This window comes from Pseudomonas sp. L13 (assembly GCF_009935965.1).
GTDB lineage: Bacteria > Pseudomonadota > Gammaproteobacteria > Pseudomonadales > Pseudomonadaceae > Aquipseudomonas > Aquipseudomonas lactis.
The window spans coordinates 1-14,814 of record NZ_QODJ01000096.1 but is presented as its reverse complement, the minus strand read 5'-3'; the positions used below and the strand labels follow the sequence as shown (position 1 = coordinate 14,814).

The 14,814-nt window shown below is 59.0% G+C and carries 11 protein-coding genes; 8 read left to right on the top strand and 3 right to left on the bottom strand.

What is annotated here, in order from left to right:
- The first annotated feature begins 309 nt into the window (after positions 1 to 309).
- From DK871_RS27260 to DK871_RS27250, 3 genes are all read left to right on the top strand, one after another.
- Positions 310 to 951: a DUF1345 domain-containing protein gene (locus tag DK871_RS27260; protein WP_161907344.1), complete on the top strand. Its 642-nt coding sequence runs from the start codon at positions 310 to 312 to the stop codon at positions 949 to 951.
- A gap of 72 nt (positions 952 to 1,023) precedes the next feature.
- Positions 1,024 to 1,863, top strand: coding sequence for an AraC family transcriptional regulator (locus tag DK871_RS27255; protein ID WP_161907343.1), 840 nt, complete (start codon positions 1,024 to 1,026; stop codon positions 1,861 to 1,863).
- Positions 1,864 to 1,917: 54 nt separating this feature from the next.
- Positions 1,918 to 2,511 (top strand): LysE family translocator, encoded by a 594-nt coding sequence (locus tag DK871_RS27250; RefSeq protein WP_161907342.1) that lies wholly within the window; start codon positions 1,918 to 1,920, stop codon positions 2,509 to 2,511.
- A gap of 53 nt (positions 2,512 to 2,564) precedes the next feature.
- Here the strand turns inward: DK871_RS27250 and DK871_RS27245 are convergent, their stop codons facing one another.
- From DK871_RS27245 to DK871_RS27235, 3 genes are all read right to left on the bottom strand, one after another.
- The gene (locus DK871_RS27245) at positions 2,565 to 4,829 is read right to left on the bottom strand and encodes an autotransporter outer membrane beta-barrel domain-containing protein (RefSeq protein ID WP_161907341.1); all 2,265 of its coding nucleotides are present in this window, start codon (positions 4,827 to 4,829) and stop codon (positions 2,565 to 2,567) included.
- Between the two features lie 217 nt (positions 4,830 to 5,046).
- Complete coding sequence (locus tag DK871_RS27240) at positions 5,047 to 7,116, bottom strand: hypothetical protein (protein WP_256677534.1); 2,070 nt, start codon at positions 7,114 to 7,116, stop codon at positions 5,047 to 5,049.
- A 145-nt stretch (positions 7,117 to 7,261) separates the two neighbouring features.
- Positions 7,262 to 9,238, bottom strand: a complete 1,977-nt coding sequence (locus DK871_RS27235) for a hypothetical protein (protein ID WP_161907339.1) — start codon at positions 9,236 to 9,238, stop codon at positions 7,262 to 7,264.
- A 244-nt stretch (positions 9,239 to 9,482) separates the two neighbouring features.
- On the opposite strand from DK871_RS27235, the gene DK871_RS27230 reads away from it, so the two are divergent.
- The 5 genes from DK871_RS27230 (at position 9,483) to DK871_RS27210 (ending at position 14,680) form a co-directional block, all read left to right on the top strand.
- Positions 9,483 to 10,529: a LacI family DNA-binding transcriptional regulator gene (locus DK871_RS27230; protein WP_161907338.1), complete on the top strand. Its 1,047-nt coding sequence runs from the start codon at positions 9,483 to 9,485 to the stop codon at positions 10,527 to 10,529.
- A gap of 122 nt (positions 10,530 to 10,651) precedes the next feature.
- Positions 10,652 to 11,434: a sugar phosphate isomerase/epimerase gene (locus DK871_RS27225; RefSeq protein WP_161907337.1), complete on the top strand. Its 783-nt coding sequence runs from the start codon at positions 10,652 to 10,654 to the stop codon at positions 11,432 to 11,434.
- Complete coding sequence (locus DK871_RS27220; protein ID WP_161907336.1) at positions 11,427 to 12,368, top strand: sugar kinase; 942 nt, start codon at positions 11,427 to 11,429, stop codon at positions 12,366 to 12,368. The genes DK871_RS27225 and DK871_RS27220 overlap by 8 nt, the downstream gene beginning before the upstream one ends.
- A gap of 45 nt (positions 12,369 to 12,413) precedes the next feature.
- Positions 12,414 to 13,706 carry an MFS transporter gene (locus DK871_RS27215; RefSeq protein ID WP_161907335.1) on the top strand — a complete coding sequence of 431 codons (1,293 nt, stop codon included), beginning with the start codon at positions 12,414 to 12,416 and terminating at the stop codon, positions 13,704 to 13,706.
- Positions 13,703 to 14,680 carry an NAD(P)-dependent oxidoreductase gene (locus DK871_RS27210; protein ID WP_161907334.1) on the top strand — a complete coding sequence of 326 codons (978 nt, stop codon included), beginning with the start codon at positions 13,703 to 13,705 and terminating at the stop codon, positions 14,678 to 14,680. The genes DK871_RS27215 and DK871_RS27210 overlap by 4 nt, the downstream gene beginning before the upstream one ends.
- The last annotated feature ends 134 nt before the right edge of the window (positions 14,681 to 14,814 follow it).

The following is a 14,814-nucleotide window of genomic DNA, read 5'->3' as shown; positions in this document are numbered from 1 at the left end:
CCCAAGCGAGGTGCCGAGTGGTGGGGCAAGAGCCCTTTGGTTACTTTGGGGCTTTTCCAAAGTGACCCGCCGTCAGGCGGAACCCTAAGTAGCCGTTACCGCAGCAATGGATATGTACACAATCCAACTGTGTTGACTGTCAGGCCGCCTTCGCTCCCACAGTTGGATTGTGGGGTGCCAGGTAGATAGGCGGCGGCTGGCTGGCCGCCATCGCAGGCAAGCCAGCTCCCACAGGGATATTGAGTGCATTCATGATCAGGTACACCCGAATAAGCTATGGTGCTCACACATAGTTCTTTGAGAGCCACCATGCCCTTCCTCGCCCGCACCCACCCTCGTCTCTCATCTGCCGCCGTACTGGGCCTCGTCGTCGGCCTCCTGGTGCCGGCCGACACCCTCGCCAGCAAAATCCTCATCGGCTGGAACACCGGGGTCTGGACCTACCTTGTTCTGATGCTGTGGCTGACCATTCGCGCCAAGGCCGAGGACGTCAAGCGCATTGCCGAAGTCGAAGATGAAAACGCCGGCCTAGTGCTGTTCATGGTGTGCATCGCCGCCATCGCCAGCCTGGCCACCATCACCTTCGAACTGGTGGGCAGCAAGGACCTGGCCACTTCCGAGCGTCTCCTGCACTACGGCTTTACCGGGCTGACGGTGATCGGCTCCTGGTTGCTGATCGGGGTGATTTTCAGCGTGCACTACGCCAGGCTCTATTACACCTGGCCAGGCAAGGAACCCGCCTTGCGTTTTGCCGAAGGCTTGCTCACCCCCAACTACTGGGACTTTCTGTACTTCTCCTTCACCATCGGCGTAGCGGTACAAACTTCGGATGTGGGCGTCGCCACCCGTGGCCTGCGCAAGGTGGTACTGGGGCAGTCGTTGATCGGTTTTTTATTCAACACGGCCATTCTCGGCTTTTCGATCAACATCGCCGCCGGATTGTTTGGCTAGACTGCACAAACCTTCTAGACGCTTACCCCAGCGTCGCCGCTAATAGCCCTTCACTTTTAGCCTTGGTGTTGTATGCCTGCGCACAATTGGATCGACTTGTCCCAGGACGCCGACACCGGCATCGAGACCCTGCGCGCGCATTTCGAAGGCCATGCGTATGACCCCCATTGGCACGACAGCTACCTGGTGGGCGTCACCGAACAAGGCGTGCAGCAATTCAACTGCCGGCGCATGCGCCATGACAGTGTGCCGGGGCAGGTGTTCCTGTTGGAGCCCGGGGAACTCCACGACGGGCATGCCCCGACAGTCGACGGCTTCACTTACCGCATGCTCTACCTCGACCCGCAGTGGCTGGAACGGGAAATCTGCAGTGTCTTCGAGGAGGCACCCGCCTATCATCAACTGAGTTTCGCCAGCACCTTGGCCAGCGATCCGCGCCTGGCCCTGGCCACAAGCCACGCGTTTCAGAGCTTGCATCACGGTGAATTGCGGATCGTGCGGCAAAGCGCGCTGGATCAATTACTGGAACGCCTCACCGGCCAGCTCTACTGGCGCATGCGCTACCGCGATGACCCACGTTTGCCGCAGGTGGCGCACAAGGCGCGGGAATACCTGCACGCCCATCTGCATCACGACGTCGGCATGCATGAACTCGCACTGGCCTGCGGCGTCGACCGCTTTCGCCTGAGCCGCGCGTTCAAGAGCGCCTTCGGCCTGCCGCCCCATGCGTATCTGGTGCAACTGCGCCTGGCCCGTGCCCGATATTTATTGGCCAAGGGCGATCAACCGGCAGACGTGGCGATAGCCCTGGGGTTCGCTGACCAAAGTCATTTGGGCCGCTGGTTCATGCGCGCTTATGGCCTGACGCCGGCCGCGTACCGCAAGCGCTGCACAAATCTTCCAGACCGGTAACCCGCAGGCTTGTGAAGATGGACGCTCTCGATGAGTTCACCGGAGCCACCCATCATGCTGTCCACGTTCGTGCCTTTCATGCTGTTCGCCTTTGTCGCCTCCATCACCCCCGGCCCGACCAATATCCTAGTGCTGAGTAACAGCGCCCGTTACGGCTTCAAGGCTGCATTGCCCATTATTCTGGGGGCTGGTGTGGGCGCATCGGGGATCGTGCTGCTGGTGGGTTCCGGTGTGGGCCAATCGCTGGTGCAAATGCCTAAGGTGCAAATGACGATGCAGTGGGCCGGTGTGACCTGGCTGAGTTACCTGGCCTGGCAGATCTTCAGTGCGCCAGTGCAGGCCCTCAGTGCGGATGACAGGCAAAAACCCTTGGGCCTGTTGGGCGCCGCGGCCCTGCAATTGATCAACCCCAAGACCTGGATGATGGCGCTGGCGGTGGTCAGCGTGTTTGCTGGCCAGGGTGGGCAGCGCCAGGTGGTGTACCTGTCCCTGATATTTTTCCTGATCGCCTTGCCCTGCCTAGGCGCCTGGGCCTTATTGGGTGCCGGGTCTAGCCGCCTCTTGCGCTCCCCCAAAACCCTGCAAGCGTTCAACCGAATCATGGCCTTGCTGCTGTTGGGCTCAGCCTGGCTAAGTGTGCTGATCTGAAGGCGAAAAAAAAGGGGAAGCCTGAGCTTCCCCTGTTCGGATGGATGAATGAATTAAAAGTCGTAACGCACGCCGAAGTTGACACCCCATGGCTGGTCGACGGTTTTACCACGTGTATGCTCGAGGTCCGCATGCAACTTGACGTTCTGAGACACCGACATCGCCACACCACCGGCCATTTCGATGCGCGAACCGAATACATCGTTGTTGAAGCGCTCGCCGTTTACCGTGACCTTATTATTGTGGTTGAACTCATGGGCCAACGCAGTACGCAAGTACGGTTGCAACACACCACCGCTGTCCAGCTGGATACTCTTGCCCACCGTGACGCCTGCCTTGCCGACGACCGAGGCCGAACGGTCACCTTTGGCGTGCAGGCCATTGTCCAGGTCATAACTCTGGGCCTGGGTGATCGCAGCATTGAGCTGCCCGTAGGGTTCTACGAAGAAGCCGTCATCGAGTTTGATATGCCGTCCGACTTCTACCGAAGCCCCCACGGCGTTCTGGGTGTAGTTGCCCTTGGCTTTCTTGCCGTCGCTCATGCTCACGTTGACTTCGTTGTGCAAGCGGTTGAGCTTGACCACACCGTCGAAATACAGGCCGCTCTCGTCATCGAGCCACGTGGCATAACCGCCCACGTAGTAGCTGTCGACTGTACCGCCACCGGAACGGTTGAGGTCGATATCGGAGGTACTGTGACCGGCCATCACACCGGCCACCCACTGCCCGTCGCCGCCGTACAGCGGCGTGTCGATACCCAAGGTAAAGCCGCGCTGGTTCTGCGTGTAACCACCACCATCCTGATTACCGCTGACCTCGTACTTGTTGCCGTAGCCACGCATCCAGAAACCTTCGTTGTTGCCTTGGCTGAAACGCAGCTCACCCATGCGGGTACGCAACAAGGTCATCTCGCCGTACAACACCGTGGGTGAGGTGTTGAACAACGCCATCACCGCCTTGGTGCTGTTGCTGGTGCCGCGACGGTTAGGGTCCAGGTACCAGTCGGTGTCCTCCTGCTTGAGCCCGTAACTGTAGGCACCTGCGTCAACCGTTCCGCCGACCAGGGCGAACTGTGCATCACCGCCCTCGGTGCTCACCACGCGAATCGGCTCGGCCGTTGCCAACTCCGACCCCGTGGCCGCCAGCAACAGGCTGTGGTTACCTTCGGCGATGCCATTAACGGCGAGCAAGTCGGTCTGGCCGCTGCCAAAGTCCGTGTGCATCACGAACGTACCTTCGCCCGACAGGCTGTCGACATCCAACCGGTAGAACTCATTGGGCCCGCCAAAATGCACGCTGCCGCCCGCCATCTTCAGGTCGCCGACTTCGCTGTCGCCCACCAGCGCCCAGTGGGAGGCGTTGTTCACGCTTAACTCGGCCACGTTTTTCAACTGGCCGGTCAACCACGAGCCGTTGTTGAGCTGCAACTTGGCGGTGCTGCCCTCCTCGACCACCACGTCACCGAACAAGGTACTGCCGTCGACATTCATGTTGGCGAAGGAGCCGCCGGTGACTTCGAGAATATTGCCGTTGCCGCCCCTGAGGGTCGAACCGTTGCGCACGTCTATCGCTGCATTAGCTGGTGTACCAGCCTTTGAGCTTTCGACCAGAATGGCTGCGCCCGCTTTTCCTTCCACGTACGAGCCATCAAGGATCAATGCAGCTGGCACCTCAGGGCTGCGGTCCATATCCATCCGCACGCCATTGAGTTCACCGGTAATTGTGCTGTCGATCGCGATGGCTTGGCCGAACAGATACAGACCCACGCCATTTTCGCCAGTGCCTGCAACGTCGGTTTGGTAGAGTGCCAACGTGCTGTTACCACCCACACTAACGCCACGCGTGGTGCCTGTGATGCTGCTGTTGAACACCGAGGCAATCGCGCCCTCGTCGCTGCCAATCGGACGAGAAACGACCAGGCCGGTGCCATTAGCGTGGGTAAGTGTGCTGTTCTTGAGCGACAGCGTCCCGCCACTCATGAACACTGCTGCCGGTTGTGTCGCCCGCGCAGTGATCTCGGCGCCATCAATATTCACGTTCGAATTGAATGCCGTGATGTCTTGGGTTTTGCTGCCTGGGTTAACGGTCAAGTTCGCAGACTGTGCACGGATTTGTTTGGTAGTGGCTCCTTCTACGGTGAGGCCTGAGCCCGGCTTCAATTCGAAGCTGTCAGGCGGAGGGCCCGGCCGGACGGTTTCATTCGGCCCGGTAACCACTCGCGCTTCGGCCATACCCGACATCAGCACCACTAAAGAGACCGCGTTTGCCTTCAAAGCGAAGCTTAACGGGTTGAGTTTAAAATTGAATATTGACGACATCAGGACCACCCTCTGGGTTTGGCATTTCCGATTGAAGAAATTGGCCGGTACCAAAAGCGCGGAACCATGCCAATCAAGCGGTGCCCAAACTACCCAGAGGCGTTCCCTGTTTATGTAGGATTAGTCTTAAGTCGACAGTTTCAATGTCGACAAATAGGGTGAGAATATATGTGGATCCAGGGAGCAACTGCTGCTCCCTGGTCGTTGCCGCAACCATTCAGGGCGCCGCGGGTACCGGCGTGTTGTCGCAGTAGGTGGGAGAGGCGCCGGATTTGACCGAGCGTGCCCGATGCAAAGCGTCGCTCGATGTTAAAGGCCCTGTTGTCAGTTGAATGGTGTAGTTGATCCTTGCCGACCCCATGAGCCGTACGCCTATGTGTGGCTGAATCGTCTTCATGAGGGTGGAGAAAGACGCGTCCAAGGTCACCTCAAACCCCAGCGCGATCATGGCGGCGGTCAACGGAGGGGAGTCTTTGAACCCTACGGACGCAAGCACCGGGGTCGTGCCAGCATCATCACTGTAGCCTTGCCAGTCCACCCGGACCACCATGGTCGGCTCAAACAAGTCCGACGGCGGAATATAAACCGTGATATGTCCGTCCATATTCAAAGGCCTGAAGGTAGTGCAGTTGATCACGCCTGGAGGCCCGCCAAACACATCCAGGTTTTGGACCTCGGGCATGACAAGGGCCTGGACATTGGCCTGTACGTCCACCCAGGTCACCTCGGACTCCTGCCGATTCGTACCGGGCCCCGTATCGATGGAGTAATGCACCTGCTTCAGAGGCGGTGCGTTACCATGTTTGGCAATCAACGCCCATGGAATCTGCAGCGGCGGGGTGACCGGAGCACCGGCAACCCCACCCGTGATCAGCCGAGTGGCGGCGAGCTCTCCCTCGTAAAAGGCCCGGATGGTAAAGTCCTCGGTATCTGGGGTCGGGACCTCATCCCACAACGTGATATGCATATTGGCAGGCCGATTGGCGTGTTCCGGTAATAGCTCGTTGTCATTACCCTCGGCGCCGCTGGAATCTACCCCCTTGATTACGACCGGATCCAGGTCGGTGTTAGTCAGGTCCGGAGGATTGGTAGGGGTCGGCCCGACCACGTGTAGATTCAAATTGATGATCGTCGACGGCGCAGGTCCATACGTCACGGATCGACGCTTGATGATGTAAGTGACCGTCAACTGCAAGTCACCTGTCGACCCGCCATAGAGCGTTTGCAAAATATGGAATGGAACATTAATGGGCACTGGAAAACTGGTACTGCCTAATGGCGTACCTTCTAGGCTTTCACTGGCGATGCTGGTCGAAAACTGGATGTCAATCACATCACCGTCATTTTCCCGTTGAGGGTTGTCGTACGCCGGGATTCTCACAATCATTCCCTGGTCAATGGCGGCGTCGGCCCGGTCGAAGCGGTTGTCTCCCGGGAACGCTCTGCCAATCAGGGGCTGCTTCAGATTAGCCGGTGCAGGTAGCAAGGCCACATCCACTCGCAAAGAGGAGGAAAGCTGGCTGGGATTGCCCGCCGCGTCCAGTAACTGATACCGAATCGTATTGAACGCGTCCGGCCCGCCCGCGACGACACTCTTGGGCAATGGAAACCTCAGGTCCGTCACGGGCCAATCCACATCGGTAGAGGGAGGATCTGGTGCATAGGGGGCATCGGAACCTCCGTAAAAAATCCTCAGCCTGTCACCCAGTGCACGCCCTTGAGCGACGTAATCTGGAATTGAAAAAAACAGCCGATCATTGGGAGGCGCTGGAAAATCGGCCTCTTCAATGGGCAGTGTCAAGCCTGCCGGTAGGATAGGCGCTGGCGGGAGATTCGGAGATGATGCGTACGGTGCATCAGTATCGACAATCAAACGCATCTCGGTCGATTCGCTCAAGTTCTCCGCACGTTTGATATACACCTCGTACTTGATATCCCAGTGACCTGGCGGACGCCTGCCTCGGGCGATATTCGCAGTTGCATAGGCTTGTGGCAGTGTTGCATCGAAATTAAAAGTGAACGTTAGGAACGGCTCTCCATACTCGGCATCATCTACCGGCTTTATAAACACTCTCACGATATCCGGAGCGGCGCCACTGACGCTGTAGTCTTCCCATCGCGGCATTCGCAGTTCCAAATCTTGAGACAACGCCTGCTCCCGAGAAAGCAATCCTGGAAAACCTGGAACAGAATCAACTTCTGGTGCTTCCAACTGTGATAAAACGACTGCCGACGGGCTAACAACAGAATTTAATCTGGCAAAATAATCACGCGTCTTTTTATTCATCATCGTTCTCCATTAGTGACAATATGGGCGACGAACAACTGCGGAAATATTCGTTTAACCCTGTTCAGTTAGTACAGCCACTCTCCTACTGGAAGCACCCTTCACCCACCACTCATTTCGGGCGTAACGCCTTGTGCTGATGCAATCAGTTTTTCTTAGCCAGCGTAGGCACGCCGTCACTTGTACAATTGATAATATCGCCGGCCTGGCAATACCCGCCTGCGGGGTATGCCAGGTCAACCCTAAAACGCCGTAGAGTCGACTGACCAATCTTGCGCCGGCCGCGCCACACCTCATACCCTGCTTGGGCCGTGCTGACAAAGCGCAACGAATACACAACAGGATCGAACGGCCTTACAATAAACTCCAATCCCTGAGCCAAATCCGTTGGCGTAGCAAACGTCTTGGTCTCATTGAACCTGCTGGCGTCCACCACGGGTTCCTCCCAACCATTATTGTTATAGCCGTGAGTAAAAAACCTAACTTCATCGTTTAAATCAAAGTCACCATGAGACACCACTTTCCAAGTGACGCCATTGAATATTTCCGGAGACGAACAGCATGTAAGGAATGTACCGGTCTGCCCAATAAGTGTGTGTTGAATGACCGGTGTAGGAAAACTGATCAGCGGCCCTGTATTAACCTCGACCTGAGTATTTCCAGACTGTTGCTGGTTAACCCCATTATCGGTGGTGTAATACACTGGCAACGCCGGGTTGATGATGCCCTCCATGACTGCCCATGGAATAACACTGGAAAATACCAACTGGCCTGCGACTTCCCCGACTTGCACCGTTTTGGTCGCCACGGGCCCGGTACTATTCCAAAAAAACCGCAGTATCTGGCCTGGCTGTGGGTCGTCATGCAGGAACACGCGGGCACGAGCCCCGACATCCTGGTCGCGATGATCGACCAAATTGACCTCATCTGACGCCAGGCCGCGCACTTCAGCCAAGGGTAAATCAGGATTAAACAGCGCGGGTGCTCCGGCATGATCTTGCCCGGCAACCGTGAAATCTTGCCGGATGCGCCGAACATATGAAGGGTAGCTCGCCAGGCCACGGATAATCTCATAGCGTACGCGGATTTCCTCTGCCACCAAGACAGGTGATGGCCCGCGCATGATTAACCATGGAACCGGTACCTGTGTTTCGACGCCATTCAGCACGGGTATATCAGTGACTGGCCGCTCATCCCAAAAGACCCGGGCGTGATCACCGTCGGCCCAATTGGCATACGGATCAATCAGCATCACCACCCCAGCCCGCGCGTCGTCACGCTTGATGAGAGCGTCGTCATAGGCCGGCGGCATGATAGTCGGTGCAGGCAGAGGTACATCTGGGCCTGCTATCAGATCCAGCACAAACGGTAAGCCGGCACTACGTGTGCTGAAATTACCCGCCTCGTCGAACACCTGATAAAAGAGATAGGCAGGTCCATTATTCAGGCGACGAAAGGCGGCAGCTGATAACTCAACGACCAGGGGGTCTGAGGCGCTTACAAGCACATAGTCGCCGTCAGGGGCAGCGGCAGCCGGGTTAGGGCTATTGGATAGAAAAAACTCAATACGGTCATAAGCATCTCGCCCCCGATAAGGCGAAACGTTGAAGCGTATCGGGTCATTGCTCGCCAGGTAGGTTTCGTCGACACCTGTGATGGGTGGAATCACGAAACTGAGTTGGTCATCTGGCCTGAGCAGTTCCGGCGACTCCATATCAATGGTTAAGGTGACCTTAGGGTCAAGTTCGCTAACTTGCCCCTCTGAGTCGATCACTCGATAATACAGTTCCACTGTGCCCGAGCGCTCTCTGAGCATGCCCAACGGCACATGCATGTCTACAAACGCAGGCAGGGGTGGAGGTGGAGCATTGATGAGCTTCAGGTCGGCCTGCCTTTCGAGACCGTTACTTAGCCAGAGAAGCAGCACCCTGTGAGGTGTGTCCAGGGGCTCAGGCGCAGGGAGCCACATCGGTATCCTGACCAATAGGGGGGCGAGCATCAGCGAAACCGGCACCAGACCTCTGGGGTCGAGCGGATCGACACCGGGGATGTCCATGGGACCCAGCGCGAGCACGCCTGCACTGCTTGCCCCAGGTATTTGAGTCGGTTTTGAAATGGACATGCTCTTTCCTCGGTCAATGGCACGCTACCCAGGCCTCTATCCCCAGGCATGCTGTGGAAAAGTAAACGCTAATCGCACACCTCTGGATACTGTCAGAACTAACAGGTAGAGGGCGCCATTCGTCGGGCTCACCTGCGCTGAGGCTCGTCTGAAAATCGAAGATTAACTTGACGCATTCCTCTACTTGGCGTTCCATGAAACCGGTTTCACAGCCACTCCTAACTCCAATAAGAAAGGCTTTACCGTGACTTCATTCTCTGCCGCCCAGCGCAGCCGCGTGACCATGCTCGACGTCGCCGAGCGCGCGGGCGTGTCCAAGGCCAGCGTGTCGCGCTTTATCGGCGATGACCGCGCCCTGCTCTCCGATGCCATCGCCCTGCGCATCGAACAGGCCATCGACGAACTCGGTTATCGCCCCAACCAAATGGCCCGTGGCCTCAAGCGTGGGCGCACGCGCCTGATCGGCATGTTGGTGGCGGATATCCGCAACCCCTATTCCATTGCGGTGATGCACGGCGTCGAAACCGCGTGCCGCCAGCACGGCTACAGCCTGGTGGTGTGCAACACCGATCGCGATGACGAGCAAGAGCGCCAACACCTGGCGGCGCTGCGCTCGTACAACATCGAAGGCTTGATCGTGAACACCCTGGGCCATCACCTCGACCAACTGCTGGAACTGCAACGGGAAATGCCCCTGGTGCTGGTAGACCGCAAGGTCGAGCCCTTGCACAGCGACCTCGTGGGGCTGGATAACTCGGCGGCAGTGCGTATGGCGATGGACCATCTGCAACAGCAGGGTTACCGCGACGTGCTGCTGGTGAGCGAGGCCACCGATGGCACCAGCTCACGGTTGGAGCGCCTGGAGAGTTTCAACGCCGAGATTGCCCAGCGCCCGGCGTTGACAGGCGCCGTGGTTGAACTGGATGCTGAACTGGAAAAGCGTCTGCAAGCTTTTCTCGCCAAACCCGGCCCCAAAGCACTGTTTTGCGCCAACGGCGTGGCAGCACTGGCCTGCACCCGTGCGCTCAAGGCGCTGGGCTGCGACCTGTTCGCCGACGTGGGCTTTATCGCCCTGGATGACCTGGACTGGTACCCGCTGGTGGGTAACGGCATCACCGCCCTCGCCCAACCGACGCAAGCGATTGGCGCCAGCGCTTTTGACTGTTTGCTCAAGCGCCTGCGGGGCGATGCCGCCCCCACCCGCACCCTGGATTTTTTACCGGAGCTGATTATCCGCGGCTCGACCGCTCTGTCCCTTTGTAGGAGCGAGCTTGCTCGCGAAAGTCGTTAACAATAACGCGCAGCATCTGGTTGCGCGCGGCGCCCTCGAGCTTTTCGCGAGCAAGCTCGCTCCTACAAGGGTTGTGTGTTTTTTTTAAGAAAAAATGAAACCGGTTTCAGAGGTACACAACAATGCATAAATACCCCGTCTCCATCAGCCTTTCCAGCTACGGCGCCGACCTGGTTCGCCAGCAGGGCCAATTGAGTTTCGTCGCGCTACTCAGCGCCGCCGGTGCCCAGCGCATTGAATGGCGTGAAGAGCTGCTCACCACCGAGCAACCGGCGGAACTGGCCCTGGCCGCTGCAGAACAAGGCCTGGAATCAGTATTTTCCTCGCCCTTGGAGCTGTGGGTCGCCGGCCGTGCCCAGCCCAATGCCGAGCTGGCCGCGACCCTGGACCGCGCCCAGGCCTTTGGTTCGGGCTGGTTGAAGGTGTCCCTCGGTTACTTCACCGACACCAACGACCTGGAAAGCCTGCACGCCCTGCTCAACCGCCACCCGGTCAAGCTGCTGGTGGAAAACGACCAGACCCTGCACGGCGGGCGCATTGAACCGATGCAACGGTTTTTCACCGAAGTCGAACGCCTGGGCCTGCCGGTGAAAATGACCTTCGATATCGGCAACTGGCGGTGGCAAGACCAATCCGCGCTCACCGCTGCGCGGTTGCTGGGCCGGCATGTGGATTACCTGCACTGCAAGGCCGTGGCCCGTCGCGCCGACGGCAAGCTCGTCGCCCTGCCGCCGGGCGCCACCGACCTGCATCTGTGGGAACAACTGCTCAAACACATGACTCAAGGTATTACCCGGGCGGTGGAATTTCCCCTGCAGGGCGATGACCTGATCGAGGTCACCGCACAACAGGTCGCGACCCTGGCCCGCCTTGGCCAACCCCATGTGGAGAACGCCCATGTCTGAGATCGATATCCTTTCGTTTGGCGAGACCATGGCGATGTTTGTCGCCGAACAGACCGGCGACCTGGCCCAGGTCGGGCAGTTTCACAAACGCATTGCCGGCGCCGACAGCAACGTCGCCATCGGCCTGTCGCGCCTGGGGTTCAATGTGGCCTGGCTGAGCCGCGTGGGTAACGACTCCCTCGGGCGTTTTGTGGTCGATACCCTGAGCAAAGAGGGGCTCGATTGCCGCCATGTGGCCGTCGACCCGCTGCACCCTACCGGCTTTCAACTCAAGTCCCGTGAAGAGGTCGGCGCAGACCCTCAAGTGGAGTACTTTCGCAAAGGCTCGGCCGCCAGCCACTTGTCCATCGACGCCATCCACCCAGCGCTGCTGCAAGCCCGCCATCTGCACGCCACCGGCATTCCGCCAGCGCTGTCCGATGCCACTCGCGCACTGTCGTTCGAGCTGATGACGCAAATGCGCAAGGCCGGGCGCAGCGTGTCATTCGACCCGAACCTGCGCCCGTCCCTGTGGGCCAGCCAGGCGCAGATGATCCGCGAAATAAACGCCCTGGCCGCTCTGGCCGACTGGGTGTTGCCGGGCCTGGGCGAAGGTCGCCTGCTGACCGGTTTTGACGACCCGGAAGACATCGCCGCGTTCTATCTCGACCAAGGCGCCGAAGCCGTGGCGATCAAGCTGGGCGCCGAGGGCGCTTATTACCGCACCCATATGGACCAGGGTTTCGTCGCCGCCGTACCGGTGGCCAAGGTGGTGGATACCGTGGGCGCCGGCGATGGCTTTGCCGTGGGCATGATCAGCGCCCTGCTGGAAAACTCAAGCTTCCCCGAGGCCGTACAGCGCGGTAACTGGATCGGCAGCCGCGCCGTGCAGAGCCGTGGCGATATGGAGGGTTTGCCGACCCGCGCAGAATTACCCACCCGATCCGTTGCGTGACCCATTACCTGTTGCCACAACTACAACAAGCTCAGGAGCAACCCCATGGAAACCGTGAAACTCGCCACCCGTCGCTGGTGGTACATCATGCCTATCGTGTTTATCACCTACAGCCTGGCCTACCTGGACCGCGCCAACTACGGCTTCGCCGCCGCGTCCGGCATGGCCGCAGACCTGATGATTACGCCGGGCATGTCTTCTCTGCTCGGCGCGCTGTTTTTCCTTGGCTACTTTTTCTTCCAGGTGCCGGGGGCGATCTACGCGCAAAAGCGCAGCGTCAAGAAACTGATCTTCGTCAGCCTGATCCTCTGGGGCGGCTTGGCCACGCTGACTGGCGTGGTGTCCAACGCCTACATGCTGATCGTCATCCGCTTCATGCTCGGGGTAGTCGAGGCCGCCGTGATGCCGGCCATGCTGGTGTACCTGTGCCACTGGTTCACCCGTGCCGAACGCTCGCGGGCCAACACCTTCCTGATCCTCGGCAACCCGGTGACCATGCTGTGGATGTCGGTGGTGTCGGGCTACCTGGTGCAGCATTTCAGCTGGCGCTGGATGTTCATCATCGAGGGCCTGCCAGCGGTGCTGTGGGCGTTTATCTGGTGGAAGCTGGCCGATGAGCGTCCCAAGGATGCCAAGTGGCTGAGCGACGCCGAAAAGCACAGCCTGGAAACCGCCCTGGCCGCCGAGCAGGTGGGAATCAAGGCCGTGAAGAACTACGCCGAGGCGTTCCGTTCGCCCAAGGTGATCATTCTCGCCCTGCAGTTCTTTTGCTGGAGCATTGGCGTGTACGGCTTCGTGCTGTGGTTGCCGTCGATCCTCAAGGCCGGTTTGCAGATGGACATGGTCGAAGCCGGCTGGCTCTCGGCGTTGCCTTACCTGGCGGCGGTGATTGGCATGCTCGTGGTGTCCTGGGGTTCGGACAAGCTGCAAAAACGCAAGCGTTTTGTCTGGCCGCCGCTGTTGATTGCGTCGATTGCCTTCTACGCGTCCTACGTGCTGGGCGCCGAACATTTCTGGTGGTCCTACACCCTGTTGGTGATCGCCGGGGCGTGCATGTACGCACCCTACGGCCCGTTTTTCGCCATCGTCCCGGAGATACTGCCGGCCAACGTCGCCGGTGGCGCCATGGCGCTGATCAACAGCATGGGCGCCCTGGGCTCGTTCGGTGGCTCGTACCTGGTGGGTTACCTCAACAGCAGCACCGGCTCGCCCGGCGCTTCGTACCTGCTGATGAGCGGCGCGCTGCTGCTTTCCGTGGTGCTGACGATTTTCCTCAAGCCTGGCGCCAGTGACCGCTCGCCGGCGCCAACCCTGGAATTGAAGGTAAAAACCTCATGAAAAAGTCTGTCGTGTTGTACAAAAAACTCTCCGCCCCGCTCATGGCTCGTCTGCATGAGCAGGTCGAGGTCACGCTGATTGACGCACTGGATGAAACCGGCCTGGCCAAGTTGCGCGATGCCTTGCCTACCGCCAACGGCCTGCTGGGGGCAAGCCTGCGCCTGGACGCGCGGCTGCTCGACCTGGCGCCCCAGTTGGAAGCGGTGGCCAGCGTCTCGGTGGGCGTCGACAACTACGATATCGACTACCTGACCGAGCGCGGCATCCTGCTGAGCAACACTCCGGATGTGCTTACCGAGACCACCGCCGACACCGGTTTTGCGCTGATCCTGGCCACCGCGCGGCGCGTGGTGGAACTGGCCGACATGGTGCGTGCCGGCCAGTGGAACAAAAACATCGGCCCGGCGCATTTTGGCAGCGATGTACATGGCAAGACGCTGGGTATCATCGGCATGGGCCGCATCGGCGAAGCCTTGGCACAGCGTGGGCATTTTGGCTTCGGCATGCCGGTGATCTACCACAGCCATTTGCCCAAGCCGGCGGTTGAAGCGCGCTTTGGCGCGCAGTACCGCAGCTTGCAGGACTTGCTCAAAGAGGCGGATTTTGTCTGTCTGACATTGCCGTTGACCGCTGAAACCGAAAAGCTGATTGGCGCCGAGGAATTCGCGCTGATGGGGCCAGAGACGATTTTTATCAATATCTCCCGAGGCAAGGTGGTAGATGAGGCGGCGCTGGTGCAAGCGTTGCAGCAACGCACTATCCGCGCGGCGGGGTTGGATGTGTTTGAGAAGGAGCCGCTGGATCACGCATCGCCGTTGTTGCGGTTGAACAATGTGGTAGCCACGCCGCATATCGGCTCGGCCACTCATGAGACGCGGGAGGCGATGGCTAAGTGTGCGGTGGATAATCTGCTGACGGCATTGGCTGGCGAAAAGCCGGTAAACCTGGTGAATCCAGAAGCATGGAGGCCCTGACACAACACAAGAGCAAAGGTGGGAGCTGGCTTGCCTGCAATAGTCATAGGTATCTATACAACTTCGTGGGCTGTAGCCGCCGACGGTAACCACGATGCGAAGCGAGCCGCTCTTGATCTGCTTTTGATCTTGAT